Raw genomic sequence first — 18,787 nt, 5'->3', positions numbered from 1 at the left:
AAAGGGAGTTCGATTAGAACTCCCTTTTTATTGGTATCTGATTTTTAAAAGCTTACTTTTTAAGTGGCTTTTGGATGATGTGGATCGCGTGCCCCAAAGTCGCTTCAGCACATTCCATGATCGTCTCGCCCAATGTTGGGTGAGGGTGGATTGAAAGAGCCAAGTCTTCAATGCGTGCACCCATCTCGATCGCAAGAACTGCTTCAGAGATCAAGTTAGAAGCTTCAGGACCCACAATGTGAACACCCAACAATACGTGAGTTTTCGCATCAGCGATCATTTTTACGAAGCCTTCAGTTTCCATCATGCTCACAGCACGGCCGTTAGCACCGAATGGGAATTTACCGATCTTAAGCTCAGTGTGACCTTTCGCTTTTGCTTCAGCTTCAGTCATACCTGCGGATGCGATTTCTGGATCTGTGAAGACAACTGCTGGAACTGTTTTCGCGTCGTAAACGCGGTTTGCGCCAGAGATAACTTCAGCAACCAACACACCTTCGTGTGAAGCTTTGTGAGCAAGCATTGGCTGACCACAGATATCACCGATAGCAAAGATGTTTGGAACGTTTGTTCTGCGTTGAGCATCCACTTTAACAAAGCCACGCTCGTCAACTGCGATACCCGCAGCTTTCAAGTTCGCTTGGTCACCGTTTGGACGACGTCCAACAGTTACTAAGATCTTATCGCATTTAACAACTTCGTCTTTACCATTGATCTCAACGGTCACTTCGTAGCCGTCTTTTGCTTTTTTCTGAGATTTAGCTTTTGCACCGTACATGATTTTTACGCCCGCTTTATCAAGCTTACGTACAACGATGTTTGCGCAATCTGGATCAACCACACCAGCAAGCAATGATGGCATTGCTTCGATCACAGTCACTTCAGTACCTAGTTTGCGTAGGTATGAAGAGATCTCTAGACCGATATAGCCACCACCGATAACGGCGACACGTTTTGGAATTTCATCGAATGCCAATGCGCCCGTTGATGAACAGATGTCTTTTTCGTCGAATTTGAAACCAGGGATTTCGATTGGACGAGAACCTGTCGCAACGATGAAGTACTTAGCCGTGATAGACTCAGTACCTGCAGATGACTTAACAGAGATTTCTTTAGAAGATTTGAATTCCGCGTCGCCCTTAATGTGAGTTACGCCGTAACCTTTAAGAAGTTGACCCACACCGCTCGACATTTTGTCAGAAACGGATTGTTTCCACTTCACAAGTTGCTTCATATCAACGTTGATATCGCCCTTGATCATCAAGCCCATGTCTTTGAAGTTGTGTTGAGCTTTGTGAAGAAGGTGAGTCGCCGTGATCATCGCTTTAGATGGGATACAACCCACGTTCAAGCACACGCCACCCAAGAATTCACGTTCGATAACAGCAGTTTTAAAACCAAGTTGAGCAGAACGGATGGCAGCCACATAACCACCAGGACCCGCACCAATTACTACTACGTCAAAAGATTGTGCCATCTACAGCATCTCCACCATAAGTTTACCAGGATTCTCGATACGGCCGATGAATGCCGCCAAGAATCTTGCAGCCAATGCGCCGTCGATCAAACGGTGATCGGCAGTCATTGTGTAGTTCATCGTTTTGATAGCTTTCAATTGGCCATCTTTGATAACTGGTTTTTCGTCGATTTTGTACATACCAAGGATCGCCACTTCAGGGTGGTTGATCACTGGAGTCGCGTAAGTACCACCGATGGAACCGATGTTCGTCACAGTGATGCAAGCGCCTTTCATTTCATCTGGTTTCAACTTGCCATCACGAGCACGTTTAGAAAGGTCGATGATCTCTTTAGAGATTTCCAAGATAGTTTTTTGATCCGCATTTTTGATAACTGGAACAACCAAACCTGTTGGAGTGTCAGCCGCGAAACCGATGTTGAAATATTTTTTGTAAACGATTTCACCAGCAGCATCGTCGATAGATGCGTTGAACATCGGGAATTCACGGATCGTCGCAACCATCGCTTTCATGACGATTGGAAGATAAGTGATCTTAGTTCCGTTTTTCTCGGCGAAGTCTTTCAAAGACTCACGAAGCGCAACCAAAGCATCAACCTTAGCTTCATCCATGATAGTGAAGTGAGGGATGATTTGTTTTGAACGCTGCATGTTTTCAGCGATACGTTTGCGGATACCGATTAGAGCTACGCGCTCTTCAGGAGCACCAGCTTGGCCTTGGTAAGCTGGTCTTGGAATAGTCATGCCAGTAGTTGCTCCAGCCTTCGCGCCTGCCGTCGCTGCGGCACTGCCCGCTGCCGCGGAACCACCCGCTGCCAATACGTCTTCACGAGTTACGCGACCCGCAAGACCAGAACCAGACAATGCGTTGATATCAATACCCGTCTCGCGAGCAAGACGGCGAGTCGCCGGAGTCGCAAGAACTTTAGAATCAGCCACAGGCGGGAAGATGCCGTTAGCTGTTGAAGCAGCAGAAGTAGCTACTGGAGCTGCTTTTGCTGCAGGGGCCGCTGCTGCCGGAGCAGAAGCTTGAGGAGCTGGAGCCGCTGGAGCTGCGGTAGCTGAGCCGCCACTAGCTGCGCCAGTCAAAGTGATCATAGTAGATCCAACCTTAACAACGTCGCCGGCTTTGAATTTCAGCTCGCCAACAACGCCTGCTACTGGAGTCGGAACTTCCACAGTGGCTTTGTCAGTTAGAACTTCAGCGATCGCTTGATCCGCTTTTACAGAGTCACCAGATTTAACCAACCATTTTACTAGTTCGCCTTCGGTAACGCCTTCTCCCAGCTCAGGAAGTTTTACGTCTTGCGCTTTACCACCGCCAGCTGCAGGAGCTGGAGCGGATGCTTGAGGAGCTGCTGCTTTTGGAGCAGGAGCCGCCGCTGCCGGAGCAGGCGCGGCAGACTTAGCTGCGCCGCCAGCATCAAGAGCGATCATCGTCGAGCCAACTTTAACTACTTGACCCGGTTTAAATTTCAAATCTTTTACAGTACCAGCGACTGGAGATGGAACCTCTACAGTTGCTTTGTCAGTCAATACTTCAGCGATAGGTTGATCTGCTTTTACAGAGTCACCAGGTTGAACCAACCATTTAACCAATTCACCTTCAGTGACGCCTTCGCCAAGTTCAGGCAGTTTTACATCAGTTGCCATACAGGGAGTTCCTTTCAATATTAGCCTTTAAAATCAAACAATCCCTTCTATTGCGATGGGGGCCTATTTGCACCGATTAACACCACGCATAAATAAATTGTTTTTCCCTCTGCAACATAGCGGTTTCAGGGTTGAATTTCCGGCTTCAGCGTTGCTATTTTACAACTCGATTTGGGGGCCCCATGAAATATTCTCGTAAACTGCAGGAAGGTACTTTCCTAAAACGTTATAAACGCTTCTTTGCCGACATCGAGTTTCAGGGGCAAACAATTGTGGCGCACGTTCCCAATACAGGAAGCATGAAAAGCGTGAACAACCCCGGTCAACTCTGCCTCTTTTCAGAATCTGACAACCCAGAACGTAAATTGAAATTTACACTCGAGATGATTAAATCCCCAGGCGGCTCCTGGGTGGGAGTGAATACGGCGACTCCCAACACTGTTGTCAAAGAAACTGTTTTAAGAGTGATCGGTAAGCACAAAGAAGAAGTGGGCGGTTTTGCTCACTGGGCTTCCTTTGATGAGGCAAAGCCTGAATATAAAATTTCAGCAGAGACTCGCTTAGATTTCGCTTTGAAAAAAACAGGTACAGATAAAATGCATTTCATCGAGGTGAAAAACGTAACACTGGGTGAAGAGGGCGTCGCGAAATTCCCGGATGCTGTCACCGAACGTGGGCAAAAACATTTGAAAGAGTTGATGGCATTGATCGAACAAGGACACACGGCAGAGCTCGTATTCACAGTTCAACGCCACGATTGCGGAACTTTTGCTCCAGCAGATGATATCGATCCTGAATATGGTCGTTTGCTTCGTGAGGCATCGACGAAGGGGCTTAAAATTTCCCCATTCCTCGTTGATCTTACTCCAACAGAGGCAACATTATCTGAAACAACACTTCCCGTGAAGCTATAGACACTGGTGGCACATCTTGAATTATCTTCCAGAAAAGAGCCGTGAATTGTTATTTTTTAGAGTACAGAAGGAGTTCCGGTTTTTTGCTGACCGCGAAGTCGATAACACCATCAGACCAGACTCCAAAATCTAAGGGCCACTTACCTTGATATTGAATTTTTACAAATTGCCACAGGCGCTTCTTTAGATTCGCTAACTGTTCCGAGGCTTCGTCGGGATATACCTTCAGGTCCACCGCGACTAAATAACTAAACTCGTGATTTCGTTCGACTAATACGTAGGCTGCTTTGCGAACGATCAATTCGTCGCTAAAAAAGCTTTTCAGGGCGTTCGCGAAATCTGCTGGAATCAGCATTTCAGGAATCGCAAATCTCTCTTTCGTTTTCAAGGTAACCTTGTATCTAACAGGTTCTGTACGTTTTTTTACTGCCATTTCATAGCTCCCATCATGGGTTTCATTGCATTTGCAATGCCACGTCCGATTTGTTCAGAAATCTCTGGTCTGGAGGCCCCACTCCATACTTCGGTTTGTGATGAACGTGAAAAGTGCCCGCACACTTCCCGAAAGTCTCGTGTAGAAAACACTGACATAATAAAAAAGTTTAAAGAATAAATATGAGCGCACCGAAGACCTCCTTGTAACCAACACGGAGGTTCCTAGTATGACATTCAAAAAAGCGAAGAATGTTCTGGCACTCATATCCGTCACTTTCCTAATGGCAGCCTGCGCAAAAGGCGGTTTCGAAAGCTCTTCTACCGTTTTACCTGACGATCCAGACACAGAACAATCAGCAGGCGATACTGCTCAAACAATTCCACCCGCAGAAGTTGAAACACCCAACTCGGGCTCTTCCGGCAGTGACAGTTCTGCCAGTGGCACATTAACTGATGCTCAGATCCTTGCGAAATATGCGTACGTTGATACGGCCAAGACTATTAACCAGACGATGCTGAAAAATGCAGTTCTTTATTATCATAAAAATTTGGCGAAAATTAAGAATACGGACGTCTTGTCTGTTCTGGATTTCAGCAAATACTCTGGCAAACCACGTTTTCATATTATCAATATGAAAACCGGTGAGGTATGGAGTGTGCGCGCGGCACACGGGAAGGGTTCAGACCCGGATCACGATGGCTACGCCAATTCTTTTAGCAACGTATCCGGTTCCAATGCAAGTTCAGTAGGCATTTATAAAACGGCTGAAACTTACTCTGGTTCGCATGGTTATTCATTACGTTTGGATGGATTGTCTTCTACCAACAGCAATGCTCGTGCAAGAGCCGTGGTTGTTCACGGTGCAGACTATGTTTCTGAAGCCAATGTAACTCAAGGGCGCAGTTGGGGATGTCCGGCGGTTGCGATGAGCATTAGAACAAAAGTGATCGACACCATTAAGGGTGGCTCTATCATCTACGCTTCTGCGACTAACTAACAAATTTACCTTTAAATAAAAAAGCCACCTTCGGGGTGGCTTTTTTTATTTAAAGCTCTTTTTTTAGAACAATTTTAGCTGTTCGCCGACCAATTTCTTAAGGTCATTTACGTAACCCAAGTACTCATCCAAATCCAAACGCTCGTCCTTACGGATGTGCGCGCTGGGGTTGTTATATTGAGTCAGTTCGATAACGTCGGCATGGGAAGAGATCTCTGCAAAACCTTCTTCTTCAAGCGTTGTCATCAGGTAATCTAGATCGTGGGCGTCCTCTCCCTCTGGAAATTCAAGGTCACGCAAGGACATCATCGCTTTTAGATACAGCTCGCAAGCTTGAGCTAGATTGTACCCAACAATGTCGTGTTGGGATTCATCGTTAAGCGACTTTTGAGCGATATCGAGATTGTCTTGTGCCTTTAAGATCATAGATTTCGCTGTTGATACGCTCATGAGGTCCCCTTGTTTGGTATTTACATAAAACTGTAACCGAATAGGTCGGTTTAGGAAATAAAAAACCCACAATCCTTTCGAATTGTGGGTTCAATATTTTATCTATAAAAAGACAAATTACTTAGCAGCAGTTTTCAAATGACGATCGATGATGTCTTTGAATTCTGGGAATGGGTAAGCACCGCGAAGTGAAACACCATTGATCAAGAAGCCTGGAGTACCAGAGAAGTTAAATTTCTTAGCTTCTTCCATGTCAGCTTCGATTTGCTTAGTGATTTTTTCTGATTTCAAATCAGCTTCAACACGTTTCATGTCAGCACCAACTTTTTTAGCCGTGTCTTTCAAGAAACCTTCTTTTTTAGTGCGAAGTTCACCTTGGTTTTCGAAAACCATGTTGTAGAACTTTTCAGCTTTCGCATGGTCTTGCATTGCAATTGCTTCGAAGTAACGAGCTGCAGGCATAGCCATAGGATGGAAATCCAAAGGCAAGTGCTTTAGAACAACTTTTACATCTTTAGGGTAAGCTTTCATTACTTCAGCAACCGTCGCGTGACCTTTTGCGCAGTAAGGGCATTCGAAGTCAGTGTATTCTACGATAGTCACTTTCGCGTCTTTAGGACCGAAAACAACGCGGCCGTCTTCGATGTTTGCTTTCAAAGGATTTGCGAACTCTTCGTCACGCTTTTTGCCTTCTTCAGCCATTGCTTTTTCTTGAGCTTTCTTTTGCGCACCTTGAGCAGCTTTGTTAACTACTTCAATGAATTGCTCAGGATCTTTTTCGATTGCTGCGAAAACGATGCTTGGGTCTTTTTCTACTGCTTCTTTAAGTTGTTTCGCTGAAGGAGCACAGTTCACTAGGGAAAGTGCCAACGCAGAAACTGCTGCCAATTTAATTGCTTTCAATGTCGCCTCCATAAAGGGAATTTTGTTAAATCTCAAAAGCCCTCCCATTGTGCCATGTTTTTTGACCGAGGGAAGGAAAAAATCCTGCACTTACGTCTAGCCTAAGAATCATGCCGTGCCGCATGAAGTGATTGGACTTGCGTGAAGTTTCTGTGTGTTTAGACTGGAAACTATGAAAAAACCAAATTTTATTTTAGCAACATTCGTGACCGCTTTTTGCCTTCACGCACAAGCCGGTCTTATCGCAAACTATGCCACTCTGGCGACGAAAGATCTCGATCAGATGAATGAACTCGTGAATGAGAAGATTCAAGAGTCCGAGCAAATGCACGACGAAAAATACGTCCCGTTGAAGGAAGCATTGCAGGCTGTATTTTCTCGTCCGGATGGCACTGACGATATGATCGACAAAGTCGTAGGTCCTTTGCGCACCAAACTGGATGAGTTAGACCAGTGGGAAAATGTTTTTACTATTTTGGTGGATGAAGCGGTGGATGCTTTGAAGAATCCAAAAGGTGTAAAACCTGTCGTTCAAAACACTTACTCTATCTTTCTGGAAAACTTCATTGCGGAATCAAAACCTTATGCCAAAAACGGTGGTTTCGAGCGCAAACTTCTTGAAAAAATCCGCGATGCGAAAATTGAACTGACTAAAGAGGCAAAAAATGAGCGTAGCCTTCGTGGCATGAAGGTGGGGGATTCTCCGTCGGATCTAGCGAAACGCGTGCTTGATCAGAACCCCGTAGCCGCTAAAGATGCGCCTAAAGCAGATAAAAAGAAAAAGAAGTAATTTATCTAGCCGGTTCATTCTAAGAATCGGCAATTTTTTCCCTCGACCGGACTGGTCTCTGGTACTTTCTGACCAGAGACTAGCGTCAAAACAAAGACCTCCTCAACTCTCGAAAAATCGCCTCAAATTGACTCAAGTTCTAACGAACTCCTACCGATAGAAACAACAGGTAAGGGAGCAGGACGCTCTCCGCTTTGATCTCGCAAATCAAGGTGCAAGCAGATGGAGGATTCGATGTTTCTTCAAGGCGATTTGCAAGTGATGTTTGATGCGCTTTATGCAATTGGTGCTATTGATCCGGTGCTTAAGCTCGATTGGGCTGAAGTAACTAAAGAGATGATGGCTAATCCAAACTTGCTCAGCGAAGCATTCCAAAACATCAATGGTTGCCGTGGAAACAAAGACCTACTTATCCAGAAGCTGCACATGATGGATCAAAGATCCGTAAGTTATATCGCTATGGAGGTCGCTCGTGAGTTTTGTGAATTCCAAGACCGTAAAGATTTGCACTAGTCTTGTAACGGCTCTTTTCATCACCAGCGTGGCAAATGCATGGGAAGTTGATTTTTCTCGTCGTCAGGTTGATTTCAACAAAGTGACGAACGAAGATCGCCTGCCTGCAAGCATCAAAGAAGATCAATCAGTAAGTATTTTGAGTAACGTGTTTGACTCTGTTGAGCCGACTCAAGACATCGTCATCATGAATACAGAAAAAGGTTTTGTACCTGAAACTGTGCGCTTGAAAAAGGGCAACAACTATCGCATTCACGTGGTGAATGTGAATGGTAAAGAAAAAAACGTCAGCTTCGTATTGGATGCTTTCTCAGAACACCACAACACAGTATTTGGTGAAGAGAAAACTTTCAAGGTGATGCCTAAGACAGATGGTATTTTTTCTTACCAATGTCCTGAGACAGCTGTTCAAGGTAAATTTATTATTTATTCTGATGCGAACTCTGCTCCAGGTGGCAGAAAACCCGCTTCAAATTAATCAACGTTAGGTGCGCCCATGTCGGATCAGTCGAACGTTTTCAAGCAGACTATTCAGCAGAACCTCGGTCCTGTTGTTAAGTATCTTGATGACCCGGGCGTCTCTGAAATCCTCGTGAACGGTCCCAGCGAAATTTTCGTAGAACGCAAAGGTAAGCTTGAAAAGGTGAGCGAGAAATTCCCTTCGGAAGATGACCTGCGCGCAGCCGTGAACTCCATTGCACAATCGGTCGGTCGTCGTATCAATGATGAAAATCCGCGTCTGGATGCACGTTTGCCAGATGGTTCGCGTATCGCAGCGGTGATCCCTCCGATGTCACGCAAAGGGACCACTCTTTCTATTCGTAAATTTACGAGCACTAAGATTACTTTTAACGATTACATTAAAATGGGCACAATCTCCGAGGACGGCGCTCGCTTTTTGGATATCGCGATGTTCTTAGGAAAAAACATTATCGTGAGTGGCGGTACTGGTTCAGGTAAGACGACGTTGTTGTCATTGTTGTGTTCACGTATCCCCAAAGGTCAGCGTGTGTTGATCATCGAAGACTCTTCAGAGTTGCAGGTCGATTATGAACACTTGGTGATGTTTGAGACTCGCATGGCCGATGCCCAAGGCAAAGGCGAAGTGACTATCAAAGATCTGGTAAAGAGTGCGCTCCGTTTGCGTCCTGATCGCATTATCGTCGGGGAGGTTCGTTCCGGCGAAGCTCTTGAATTATTAAATGCGATGAACACGGGTCACAAAGGTTGTATGGGTACTGTGCATGCGAACTCACCTGAGGATGCGATCGTACGTTTGGAGGCCTTAGCTCAAGGCGGAGACGCTAAGATCAGCGAGCGGGCTTTGCGCCAACAGGTGTCGTCGGCCATTGATCTAATCGTTCAAATTTCGCGTTATGGTGATGGATCGCGTCGTATTGGTGCGATCAGTGAAGTGCGAGGGTTCCTCCCAGATGGTTCGTACGACGTAGTTCCAATCTTTGAATTGGGTCGCTTGGTGCGCCGTCCCGACGGCACTCTTGATGGTAAGCTCGAAGCCACGGGCAACGTGCCGACTTTCATGGAAGAAATCATCGATAACAAGCTCCCATTCCCAAAATCCAAATTCCAAAAAGCCGCCTAAAAGGTGCCAGGTCCTGTTTACGGATGCGCCGCATTCCCCAAAAAGGTTCCGGCGGACTTGCGGGTTTTCGGGGAAGCGCTGCGCTATCGTGTTTTGATATAATATAGTTATTTCAATGGCTTCGCTTTTGGGCTATCACTTTTGCGTGCACTTTAGTTGTAAGATTTCCAACTCAGTTTTGACGGTTCTAGAAGAGCAAGGTGAAGACCTTACGCCTCTCTATGAACAAATTCATCTGCCAGTTGAACTGTTGCGAGATTCTTCTTACTGGATCAGTGCTCCGGACATGGAGCAATTCCTTGAAATGTGTTTGCGACTTCCACTCAAAAAAGATTGTGATGTTCTGACTCGTGCAGGTCACAACGGACCCGAGCTGCGCGCGTGGGGAGTGTTGGATAACGTCCTTCGCATGATGCCTCGTCCGCAGGAAATTTTTAATCAGCCTGAACATTTCTTGGGTTATTTCATTTCTCCGAAACCACCGATTGATAATCTTCGCAAAGACGAAGTCAGCATCTCTTTCGATTTGCCACTTCCAGCAGAGCAGTACCCGTTGGTGACGGCATACTTGAATGCCGCATTTGAATCCTTGCCAGTGTACGTAGGTCAACCTTTGGCCAAGTGTGATTGGTCCGGCATCACTTTGAAATTAAGCTGGGCCACTCAACAGCAAACGATCTTCACGGAGAGTGAAAACGTCGGCCATCAAGTGAGTCCTGATTTGTTCCAAAGCTTGCTCAACGATTTGCAACGCACTCAGCGCGAGCGCGAGGACTTGCAAAAATACGTTGGCGACCTTGAAGACAAAATTCGTACATTCGAAAAACAAAGATTGCAGCAAGTCGCACAAATTGAAGCTGAGGACACAGTTGAAGGTAAAGCTTCATTGATCCCTAACGAAGGCTCGTTGTCTCATCTTAGCTTTGATGTGGAATCGCCTGCATACTCTTTGAATCAAAACCTGGCTCGTATGCATGACTACATGGTGCGCGCTCAGCAGTTGATCACCATGCTTGCCTCCCAGGGGAAAACAAATCCCGCAGTGAAGGAAGCGATGAGACGTGTGGACTGGGAGTTCGTTAAAACCGAATATCCGCGCACTGTTTTCAAATCCATGGAACTTGTTAAAAAAATAAACTCTAAGCATTCCGAGAAAGAAGGTATTCATCATGTCTGAAATCATCAGTGTCGTGGCTCGTGAAATTCTTGATAGCCGTGGAAATCCAACAGTTGAAGTTGAAGTGACTACAGCTGAAGGCAACATCGGCCGTGCAGCAGTTCCATCAGGTGCATCAACGGGTGCGCACGAAGCTTGCGAGCTTCGCGATGGCGATAAAAACCGCTATATGGGTAAGGGCGTATTCAAAGCCGTAGACAACATCCGCGAAAAAATTGCTCCAGAGATCTTGGGTCTTCAAGTAACTGAGCAAGTATACCTTGATAAAGTTCTTCGCGAAATCGACGGAACTGAAAACAAAACAAACTTGGGTGCAAATGCAATCCTGGGTGTTTCATTGGCTGCTGCGAAAGCTGCGGCTGCTGACGTAAATCTTCCATTGTACCGTTACATTGGTGGTTCTCAAGCTTGTCGCTTGCCAGTTCCTTTGATGAACGTATTAAACGGTGGTGCTCACGCGAACAACGGTTTGGACATTCAAGAGTTCATGATCGTTCCAACTGTGAACAACTCCTACGCTGAATCTTTGCGCGCTGGTGCAGAGATCTTCCACACGTTGAAAAAAATCTTGGGCAAAAAAGGTTTGACGACGGCAGTGGGTGACGAAGGTGGCTTCGCTCCGAAATTGTCTGGCAACCAAGAAGCTTTGGACTTGATCATGAATGCGATCGTTGATGCTGGTTATGACCCAGGTCAAAACGTATTCTTGGGCTTGGACGTTGCTGCCACTGAAATGTACAAAGACGGTAAATACCAATTCGATGGCGAGTTGATCTCTCCCAACGATCTATTGGGCGTTTACAAAAAGTGGGCGGAAAAATATCCATTGATCACGATCGAAGACGGTTTCTCTGAAGACGACTGGGATTCATGGGTTAACATCACTTCTCAAATGGGCAACACAATGCAATTGGTTGGTGACGACTTGTTCGTAACAAATCCAAAACGCTTGCGCATGGGCTTAGAGAAAAAAGCTGCGAACGCGCTTTTGGTTAAAGTAAATCAAATCGGAACTTTGACAGAAACTTTCGAAGCAGTGAACTTGGCTCAACGTAACAAATATAAAACAGTGATGTCTCACCGCTCTGGCGAAACAGAAGACACATTCATCGCAGACCTTGCGGTTGCATTGAACTGCCACCAAATCAAAACTGGTAGCTTGTGCCGTTCCGAACGTATCGCTAAGTACAACCAACTTCTTCGCATTGAGGAAGATCTGGGTGGCATGGGAATCTATTGGGACAAAGCAGCCTTCCGCTAGGAAGGCGCACGCTTGAAAAGCGCGCATCTCCTGCGTTGGTCTGATTGAAAAATCGCTCCGACGTACTGGGAGTACGCCTGCGCGCTTTTTCAACCAGCCCGCCTTGGATCTGCACACTTTTGAAGCGTGCTTGTTTCACGGTTAAATATTCTGGCTGGCGCGTTCCGCGCTCGCTTTCTAAAAAGCCGCTCTGGGGAGTGGCTTTTTTTATCGGTGGCGAACTTCGACGATGGTTTTTGTTTTGGCTATTTGGTTGATTCGGGTGTTTACGATTTGAAGGTTTTCTGCGTCGAGGTTGGCGTCCCATTCGTCTAGTAAAATGATTTCTTCTTTTGCACTTGCCAGTGCTTCGATGTGGGCCAGTAGGTTTTCTCCTGATGAACGAGTTGAAAAGGTTTCGCTCCCGATCATTAGATCTGGATGGGTTGGTAAGTAGACTGAGTTATCCAGGCGGTGATTCAGGTGCAGCAAGAATGTTGATTTGCCTGCACCATTGGCTCCTCGGACTTCAAATCGACCTGTCGGATTTTCTTCAAATTTTTCCATCATCTCTTTGATGTCAGAAAATGAGTTCTGATTGATTGTGATTAAGTCCGTTTTGATTGCTTCCTCTAGTTTTCTTCCGGGAATAACCGTGCCTTCGCATAATACACTGAATTTGGCTTCAACACTGAGCAAGCTTGTCAGGCTTTGAAATACATTGCGAAATACTCCCAGGATGTTGAGTTGTCTTGGTAAAGTTGCTAACAGAGCGATCAATACTTGTGTGTTCGAGACGGAGTTCCAGATAATCCAGCTAGCTGATAGGAGGACTGGCAGGCCGGTGGCTAATCCCAGTACGAAAATCAAAAGCTCACTCGCAGTCGCTGATTTAATCGCTCGGGATTGGGCGGATGAAATTTTTTGGATGAAGCTATTTTGATAGTTTTGCAAAATGTTGGAATTTCTCAGAAGTACATTATCCCAAGATTTCAAAAGGTGACCGATAAGTGCTGTACGCGCAGATTGATCAACGTGGTAGAGAGCTTCGACCTTTTTGCTGAATTTGCGATAAACCAGGAAACTCAAGATTCCCGAGCATGTGAACGCTGGAAGTAAAGACATATCGATAGTAAAGCTCAGAGTAAGAACACCTAGAACAATTGAAAGTACAAAAGAGTAAATGTCCATGCTGATAAATAGCACGAGACCCAGATAGTCGCTTGCATCTGACCCAATGGAGGCAAGGAAGCGATCTTTTAAATTTTTACTTTGCCACAGAGATGAATTCCCACTTTTTGAGAATAAATTTTCGCTTAAAAATATTCTGTAGGCGTCGAAGCTCAAGATGCTTTCTATACGGCGGATAAAGATGTTGATAACGGGAGATAAAATAAAAAGCAAAATACTGGCAAGTGTCCAGAGAACGAATTTTTCGCGATTCTCGAATGAAAGACCGGCTTTTGCGAGGGCGTAGGTGCCTAAAGCATTTAATAGTTGTTGAATAGTGATTAACAAGAAAGCGAAAAAAAGCTTTTTCTTTTCAATGTAGTGTGTGAGGTGTTTCATTCTATTATCCAGTTTTAGTTAATTATCCATTCCATAATGATGGAATAGCGGAGCCAGTGGTTTACTTGTTTCACGCTGTGCCAATAAGAGTCTTCTGAACAAAAAAGAACCATGCGGTTACTTAGTGGTGCGATCAATTTCGAAGAGCTCGATTGCTCGAGCGCTGACTTATTTTCAAGCAGGCAAAGTTCGCCTCCGTATTCTTCCTTCCAGTCAGGGGACACATATAAGAGGCAGACCAAGGATTTCTGCTCTTGGTTGTCGACATGTGCAGGCATAGGTGGTGAATCAGGAGTCATGACTCGCAATTGCACTAAGCTCTTTTCGTTGATCCTGAGTGAAAGCCCCGTGGTTGTTTGTAAAAATGCTTTGAATTCTGGTCCAAGAAAATATTTCGCGAGAGGGAGATCGGGCAGAAATTTGTAACGGATCTCCATGTCATCGTCATCATCCTGGCGGAAGCCGTTTTGGTGCTCCGGCAGGATTGCCTGAAGTCTTTTTAAACTTTCATCAGGTAAGAAGTCGTCGAAGATAAAGTGTGGCCAGGGCGTAAGATGTTGCATACAGAATCCTGTGTAGTGAGAGGCATTTTTTAGAATGCCCCCTTATGGTATTTTATTTTTGAGATGATGGTGTCTGGAGCAAAGAAAGGATCTCAGCAGGGATATCATTCGCAGAAAGATCTCTTTGTACGCCTTGGCCGGATCGGTTGCGTTCAGACAAAATTGATTCGAAAAAAATTGCGGCTTTCATTAATGGTCCTTTTGTTTTGGAATCGACATTGATTCTTGCCGATCCATCAAAGCAAGGAAGGCGCCAGATAGCGTGGACTGCCATAAAGAATATAAAGGGGGCTGGTGGAATTCCGTCTCGGATTGCGGATTATATTCTCGGAATGTGGAGGATACCTTAGGAGTCGATCTGGACTACCAACAAAGCAAACCCAGCCTTAGACTTTTTGTATATGTCTTACAGTCGTTTCGCAGTTGGATTACGTCGCCTATTAAATCACCCGGGAAGAGTCGCGTTCATTTGCATGATTATTTTCGGTGTTTCTATCGTTCTGAACGGTAACTTATGGCGTCTGTGGGGACTTCACCGGGACTTCGACCGTATCACCACCGAAATCAGTGATAGCAAAAAAGCCACACTGGACCTTGAAGTCCAGCTTAAACAGGCTAAAGATCCAGCCTTTATCGAACGCCAGGCGCGCGATAAATTAGACTTGGCCGGCGAGCATGATCTCGTCTTCGTTTTTCCTGAACAATAGGCTAACGCAAGTAGTTATTTGATGTCCCTCCTGTATACTAGCAATAGTATCTCAGCTCTAAATCATTTTTATTTAAGAGTGATACCGGGGGTTTACGCTTATGATCGAAAACTCAAGTGATTGGAATAAAGATAGTCTGCGCGCTCTTCGCCTTCGTTTAGGTTGGAGCCGTTCTGATATGGCTCGCCGTTTGAAGTGTACGTTGACAGACATTGAAACGTGGGAAGAAGGCCGTGGTGAACTTCTTTTTAATCCTCACATCAAAGGTGAATTGGCATTAATTCATCGTCAAGCGGATGCATGCTCTGATGAAGTTCGCTTTACACCTGCATGTGAAAACGAGTGCGATAAAAATGCACTTAGCCAAGTCGACTTCTCACGCGTCAAAGCTGATCTCGAATAATCGAATAATCGACATTCTGACTCTCCCGTTGTAGGTTTTCTGCTTGGAAATCACGGGAGAGTTCTATGAAAAAAATCTACCTTATTGATGTCAGCTCAATGTTCTTTCGCGCGTTCTTTGCGATCCGCCAACTGACATCGCCAAAGGGCATGCCCGTTAATGCCATCTATGGCTTTATTTCAATGATCACAAAATTGATGAAGGAAGAAAAACCAGATTATATGGTTTTCTGTTATGACCGCAAAGAGCCTTCATTCCGTCATGATATGTACACCGAGTACAAAGCTCACCGCACAGAAATGCCAGAAGACTTGGCCGTACAAATTCCTTACATCAAACAACTTGCAGACATCATGGGTATTCCTGCTGTCGAAGTTCCAAGTTACGAAGCCGATGACATCATTGGAACGTTGACCAAGGTTGGAAAAAAGAACGGCGTTGAAGTTGTCATCGTCAGCGGCGATAAAGACTTCGGTCAGTTGATCGAAGACGGTGTTATTTTATACGATACGATGAAAGACCATAAATATACATCCCAAGGTGTCGTCGAAAAATGGGGCGTTCGCCCTGATCAATTCATCGATTATTTGGCAATTGTGGGGGACACATCCGATAATATTCCTGGAGTGAAAGGTGTCGGTGAAAAAGGCGCTATTAAACTTTTAGAACAGTTTAAGTCTTTGGAAGATATCTATGAAAACATCGATAAGGTCGAAAGCAAAAGTGTTAAGCAAAAATTAATCGACGCCAAAGAGATGGCCTTGCTGTCAAAAAAACTTGTGACCATCGCTACTGAAATTCCAGTGGATCACAATCTTGAATCTTACAAACTTCGTCCTCGTAAGGACGACGAGCTTCGCGCGTTTTTACGTGAATTCAATTTCAAAACATTCGAAAAAAATCTGTTCGGAGAAGCGGGGTCTGCTCCAATGACATCTGCTGAAGCAGGTAAGGCTTATTACGCAGAGGCTGCAAAGCCGGCAGCAGCACCGGCGCCAGATGCTATGACAACACCCATGCTGGCAGATCACCAAACAAAAGAGTTCAATGAAAAAACTGTGACGACGAAGGAGTTAACAGAAATGTTGTCTCCAGGCCAAGGGTTGTGGGGTTTTCATGATACTCGTGGTGTATTCATCGGTACTGATTCTGATATCATCTCCGTTTCTGATTCCGAATTCCTGGGTAAGCTGACGGATACATTCAAAGTACAATGGAAGGGCCATGATCTAAAAGATTTGTGGCATAAAATTGGAGCCAAGAATCCCATCGCTGACTGGGATACAATGCTGGCGGCATATGTTTTAAAGGCTGCTGATACTTCCGATTTTAGTAAGATCTATGAAAAGCACATGGGTGAAGCGCTTCCAGAAATGGCATCGCCGTCTCAAATGTATAATGCGCATCTGCATCTTGCTAAGACTTTAGATAAAAAGCTTCACGAAATTCATGGGGAAAAAGTTTTCCGCGACTTAGAACTTCCGTTGGTAAAAGTTCTTCTGCAAATGGAAAATCTGGGCGTCAGAATTGATACGGATTTGTTACATAATCTAAGTCAGGAACTGGAAAAAGAAATTGCGTCTCTTGAAAAGCAAATTCACGAATCAGCAGGGGAATCCTTTAATGTGGGAAGCCCTAAGCAATTGGGTGTGATTTTGTTTGAAAAATTAGGCCTGCCGGCAGGTAAGAAAACTAAAACTGGCTATTCGACAGGCGAAGACGTCCTTGAAAGCTTGGATCATCCCATCGCTAAATTAGTTTTACAGTGGCGTGAACTTTCTAAGCTAAAATCTACGTATGTTGATGCGTTGCCGGTAATGGTGAATGAAAAGGATGGCCGTGTTCACACAAGCTTTAATCAAGCCCTGACTACAACAGGTCGCTTGTCGAGTACGTCACCAAACTTACAAAATATCCCGATTCGTACTGAACGTGGACAGCTGGTTCGTAAGGCGTTCATCGCAAATCCGCGCATGAAGTTATTATCTGTCGACTATTCGCAAATTGAACTTAGAATCTTGGCCCATATTTCTGAAGATCCTAACTTAACCAAAGCCTTCCAGGAAGACTTGGATATCCACTCAGCTACAGCAGCTGAGATCTTTAATATTCAGTTGAAAGATGTGAATGCGGAACACCGTCGTACTGCCAAGGCTGTGAACTTTGGTATCGCGTATGGACAGGGAGCATTTGGTCTTGCAGAAACCTTGGGTATTTCCCGAACTGAGGGTAAAGAAATTATCGACCGTTACTTCACGCGATTTAAAAATGTTCGTGAATATATTGATAACACGGTCAAAGTTGCCCATGAACAAGGATACGTGGAAACTCTTTTTGGTCGCAGACGTTATATCGATGAACTGAAATCAAGTAATGCTATGCTGAAAAAGTTCGGTGAACGTGCAGCTATTAATGCCCCGATTCAAGGAACTGCCAGTGACTTGGTGAAAAAGGCCATGATCGAAGTAAATAAAACAGTTCCCGTGCGCATGCTGCTACAAGTGCACGACGAATTGATCTTTGAAGACTTCACAGAAAACCTAGAGAAGCTAACTCCGCAACTAGTGAACATCATGGAAAACGTTGCTCAGCTGCGAGTGCCTCTGAAAGTAAACTATTCGATTGGCGATAACTGGGACGAAGCACATTGATACGAAAAAAAAGGGCCAATTGCTGGCCCCTTTTTATTTAAAGAATTATTTGAGGTTATTGGGTTTCCCAGCCTACTACTCGGCCGCCTTCGAAATAGACAAAGCGAGTTTCTTTGCGATAGCCGGAGGTGCTTGAGCTTTGGCGTTCGTATCGCCAGCGTTCGTTTTTATAGATGGGATTTCCTGAGACATCGATGCTTGTGGGGTCACCCCATGATTTCCTGACGTATTCCTGGGGCATGCCCATGGCGATGTCTTGAGTTTCAACCAGGTCTCTCATCTCCGCTTTTGGAGCAGCGGAACGATTCCAGATTTTGTTTTTATTGATCCACGCCTGACGACCTTCAATGGACGGGATCGATAAAAACTCTACTTTTTCCGCATCTGATTGCAGCCATGGCAAAATCTTAGAGTATTGTTCTTTCTCTTTGTTTGAACGCAGAGTGCGCTCCATTTGGCGAACAGTGTGGCGATCTTGGATTTCTTGGATATCTGAGGCATTTAAATTGGCCGGATCTTTACCTAATTCATAGGCTGTTTGACGAACGGAACGATCACGGACTAAATCACGTGAGTCGCGATTGGCAAATTCTGGAGAAGCATAGCCGCTTCCCGCTGATCTTTGCATATTTGTACAAGCTGACAAGGATAAGCCCAAAACAGATGCGACTAACAAAACTCTCATGCATGAACTCCTAAGCTTTTATTCTAATGGATCAGGGCTTGTTTATAAATTGTTCT

Annotated in this window: 19 protein-coding genes; 11 read left to right on the top strand and 8 right to left on the bottom strand. The window is 45.1% G+C overall.

All coding sequences use genetic code 11. The annotated features are described in order from the left end of the window. Positions 1-52: 52 nt before the first annotated feature. On the bottom strand, positions 53-1,477 hold the full coding sequence (lpdA, locus tag B9G69_RS00345) for a dihydrolipoyl dehydrogenase (protein WP_088616557.1): 1,425 nt from the start codon (positions 1,475-1,477) through the stop codon (positions 53-55). Further along, complete coding sequence (locus tag B9G69_RS00340) at positions 1,478-3,130, bottom strand: 2-oxo acid dehydrogenase subunit E2 (RefSeq protein ID WP_265437893.1); 1,653 nt, start codon at positions 3,128-3,130, stop codon at positions 1,478-1,480. Positions 3,131-3,312: 182 nt separating this feature from the next. Here B9G69_RS00340 and sfsA point away from each other — a divergent pair, with 182 nt between their 5' ends. Further along, a complete protein-coding gene (gene sfsA / locus B9G69_RS00335) occupies positions 3,313-4,044 on the top strand; it encodes a DNA/RNA nuclease SfsA (RefSeq protein WP_088616558.1) in 732 nt (243 codons plus the stop codon). A gap of 49 nt (positions 4,045-4,093) precedes the next feature. On the opposite strand, the gene B9G69_RS00330 is transcribed toward sfsA, so the two are convergent. Next, positions 4,094-4,477, bottom strand: a complete 384-nt coding sequence (locus tag B9G69_RS00330) for a hypothetical protein (protein ID WP_088616559.1) — start codon at positions 4,475-4,477, stop codon at positions 4,094-4,096. Positions 4,478-4,706: 229 nt separating this feature from the next. Here B9G69_RS00330 and B9G69_RS00325 point away from each other — a divergent pair, with 229 nt between their 5' ends. Then, positions 4,707-5,477 carry a murein L,D-transpeptidase catalytic domain family protein gene (locus B9G69_RS00325; RefSeq protein ID WP_088616560.1) on the top strand — a complete coding sequence of 257 codons (771 nt, stop codon included), beginning with the start codon at positions 4,707-4,709 and terminating at the stop codon, positions 5,475-5,477. A 63-nt stretch (positions 5,478-5,540) separates the two neighbouring features. Here B9G69_RS00325 and B9G69_RS00320 read toward each other — a convergent pair whose 3' ends face one another. Together B9G69_RS00320 and B9G69_RS00315 are read right to left on the bottom strand one after the other, a co-directional pair. Then, positions 5,541-5,927, bottom strand: coding sequence for a HEPN domain-containing protein (locus B9G69_RS00320; protein ID WP_254916987.1), 387 nt, complete (start codon positions 5,925-5,927; stop codon positions 5,541-5,543). A 117-nt stretch (positions 5,928-6,044) separates the two neighbouring features. After that, on the bottom strand, positions 6,045-6,866 hold the full coding sequence (locus B9G69_RS00315) for a DsbA family protein (protein ID WP_254916988.1): 822 nt from the start codon (positions 6,864-6,866) through the stop codon (positions 6,045-6,047). A gap of 136 nt (positions 6,867-7,002) precedes the next feature. Here B9G69_RS00315 and B9G69_RS00310 point away from each other — a divergent pair, with 136 nt between their 5' ends. From B9G69_RS00310 to eno, 6 genes are all read left to right on the top strand, one after another. Next, a complete protein-coding gene (locus B9G69_RS00310; protein WP_088616562.1) occupies positions 7,003-7,620 on the top strand; it encodes a hypothetical protein in 618 nt (205 codons plus the stop codon). 234 nt (positions 7,621-7,854) lie between these two features. Then, positions 7,855-8,133, top strand: a complete 279-nt coding sequence (locus tag B9G69_RS00305) for a cytochrome (protein WP_088616563.1) — start codon at positions 7,855-7,857, stop codon at positions 8,131-8,133. After that, positions 8,093-8,611, top strand: coding sequence for a cupredoxin domain-containing protein (locus tag B9G69_RS00300; RefSeq protein WP_254916989.1), 519 nt, complete (start codon positions 8,093-8,095; stop codon positions 8,609-8,611). Before B9G69_RS00305 ends, B9G69_RS00300 begins: the two co-directional genes overlap by 41 nt. A gap of 18 nt (positions 8,612-8,629) precedes the next feature. Then, positions 8,630-9,736: a CpaF family protein gene (locus B9G69_RS00295; RefSeq protein ID WP_088616564.1), complete on the top strand. Its 1,107-nt coding sequence runs from the start codon at positions 8,630-8,632 to the stop codon at positions 9,734-9,736. Between the two features lie 115 nt (positions 9,737-9,851). Further along, positions 9,852-10,913 (top strand): hypothetical protein, encoded by a 1,062-nt coding sequence (locus tag B9G69_RS00290; protein WP_254916990.1) that lies wholly within the window; start codon positions 9,852-9,854, stop codon positions 10,911-10,913. Next, positions 10,906-12,174 carry a phosphopyruvate hydratase gene (eno, locus tag B9G69_RS00285; RefSeq protein ID WP_088616565.1) on the top strand — a complete coding sequence of 423 codons (1,269 nt, stop codon included), beginning with the start codon at positions 10,906-10,908 and terminating at the stop codon, positions 12,172-12,174. Before B9G69_RS00290 ends, eno begins: the two co-directional genes overlap by 8 nt. A gap of 207 nt (positions 12,175-12,381) precedes the next feature. Here the strand turns inward: eno and B9G69_RS00280 are convergent, their stop codons facing one another. Together B9G69_RS00280 and B9G69_RS00275 are read right to left on the bottom strand one after the other, a co-directional pair. Further along, complete coding sequence (locus B9G69_RS00280) at positions 12,382-13,722, bottom strand: ABC transporter ATP-binding protein (RefSeq protein WP_088616566.1); 1,341 nt, start codon at positions 13,720-13,722, stop codon at positions 12,382-12,384. A gap of 14 nt (positions 13,723-13,736) precedes the next feature. Next, positions 13,737-14,285 carry a 2OG-Fe(II) oxygenase gene (locus tag B9G69_RS00275; RefSeq protein ID WP_088616567.1) on the bottom strand — a complete coding sequence of 183 codons (549 nt, stop codon included), beginning with the start codon at positions 14,283-14,285 and terminating at the stop codon, positions 13,737-13,739. Positions 14,286-14,686: 401 nt separating this feature from the next. Between B9G69_RS00275 and B9G69_RS00270 the strand changes: the two genes are divergently transcribed. The 3 genes from B9G69_RS00270 to polA all read left to right on the top strand — a co-directional run bounded on the left by B9G69_RS00270 (position 14,687) and on the right by polA (position 18,046). Beyond that, complete coding sequence (locus tag B9G69_RS00270) at positions 14,687-14,992, top strand: septum formation initiator family protein (protein ID WP_088616569.1); 306 nt, start codon at positions 14,687-14,689, stop codon at positions 14,990-14,992. A 100-nt stretch (positions 14,993-15,092) separates the two neighbouring features. After that, positions 15,093-15,395, top strand: coding sequence for a helix-turn-helix domain-containing protein (locus B9G69_RS00265; RefSeq protein WP_088616570.1), 303 nt, complete (start codon positions 15,093-15,095; stop codon positions 15,393-15,395). Between the two features lie 65 nt (positions 15,396-15,460). After that, the gene (polA, locus tag B9G69_RS00260; RefSeq protein WP_088616571.1) at positions 15,461-18,046 is read left to right on the top strand and encodes a DNA polymerase I; all 2,586 of its coding nucleotides are present in this window, start codon (positions 15,461-15,463) and stop codon (positions 18,044-18,046) included. A gap of 55 nt (positions 18,047-18,101) precedes the next feature. Here polA and B9G69_RS00255 read toward each other — a convergent pair whose 3' ends face one another. Beyond that, positions 18,102-18,731, bottom strand: coding sequence for a hypothetical protein (locus B9G69_RS00255; RefSeq protein WP_088616572.1), 630 nt, complete (start codon positions 18,729-18,731; stop codon positions 18,102-18,104). Positions 18,732-18,787 lie beyond the last annotated feature (56 nt).

The sequence above is a fragment of the Bdellovibrio sp. SKB1291214 genome, assembly GCF_002209355.2.
Taxonomy (GTDB): Bacteria; Bdellovibrionota; Bdellovibrionia; order Bdellovibrionales; family Bdellovibrionaceae; genus Bdellovibrio.
This window is presented reverse-complemented; position numbering and strand designations above follow the sequence as displayed.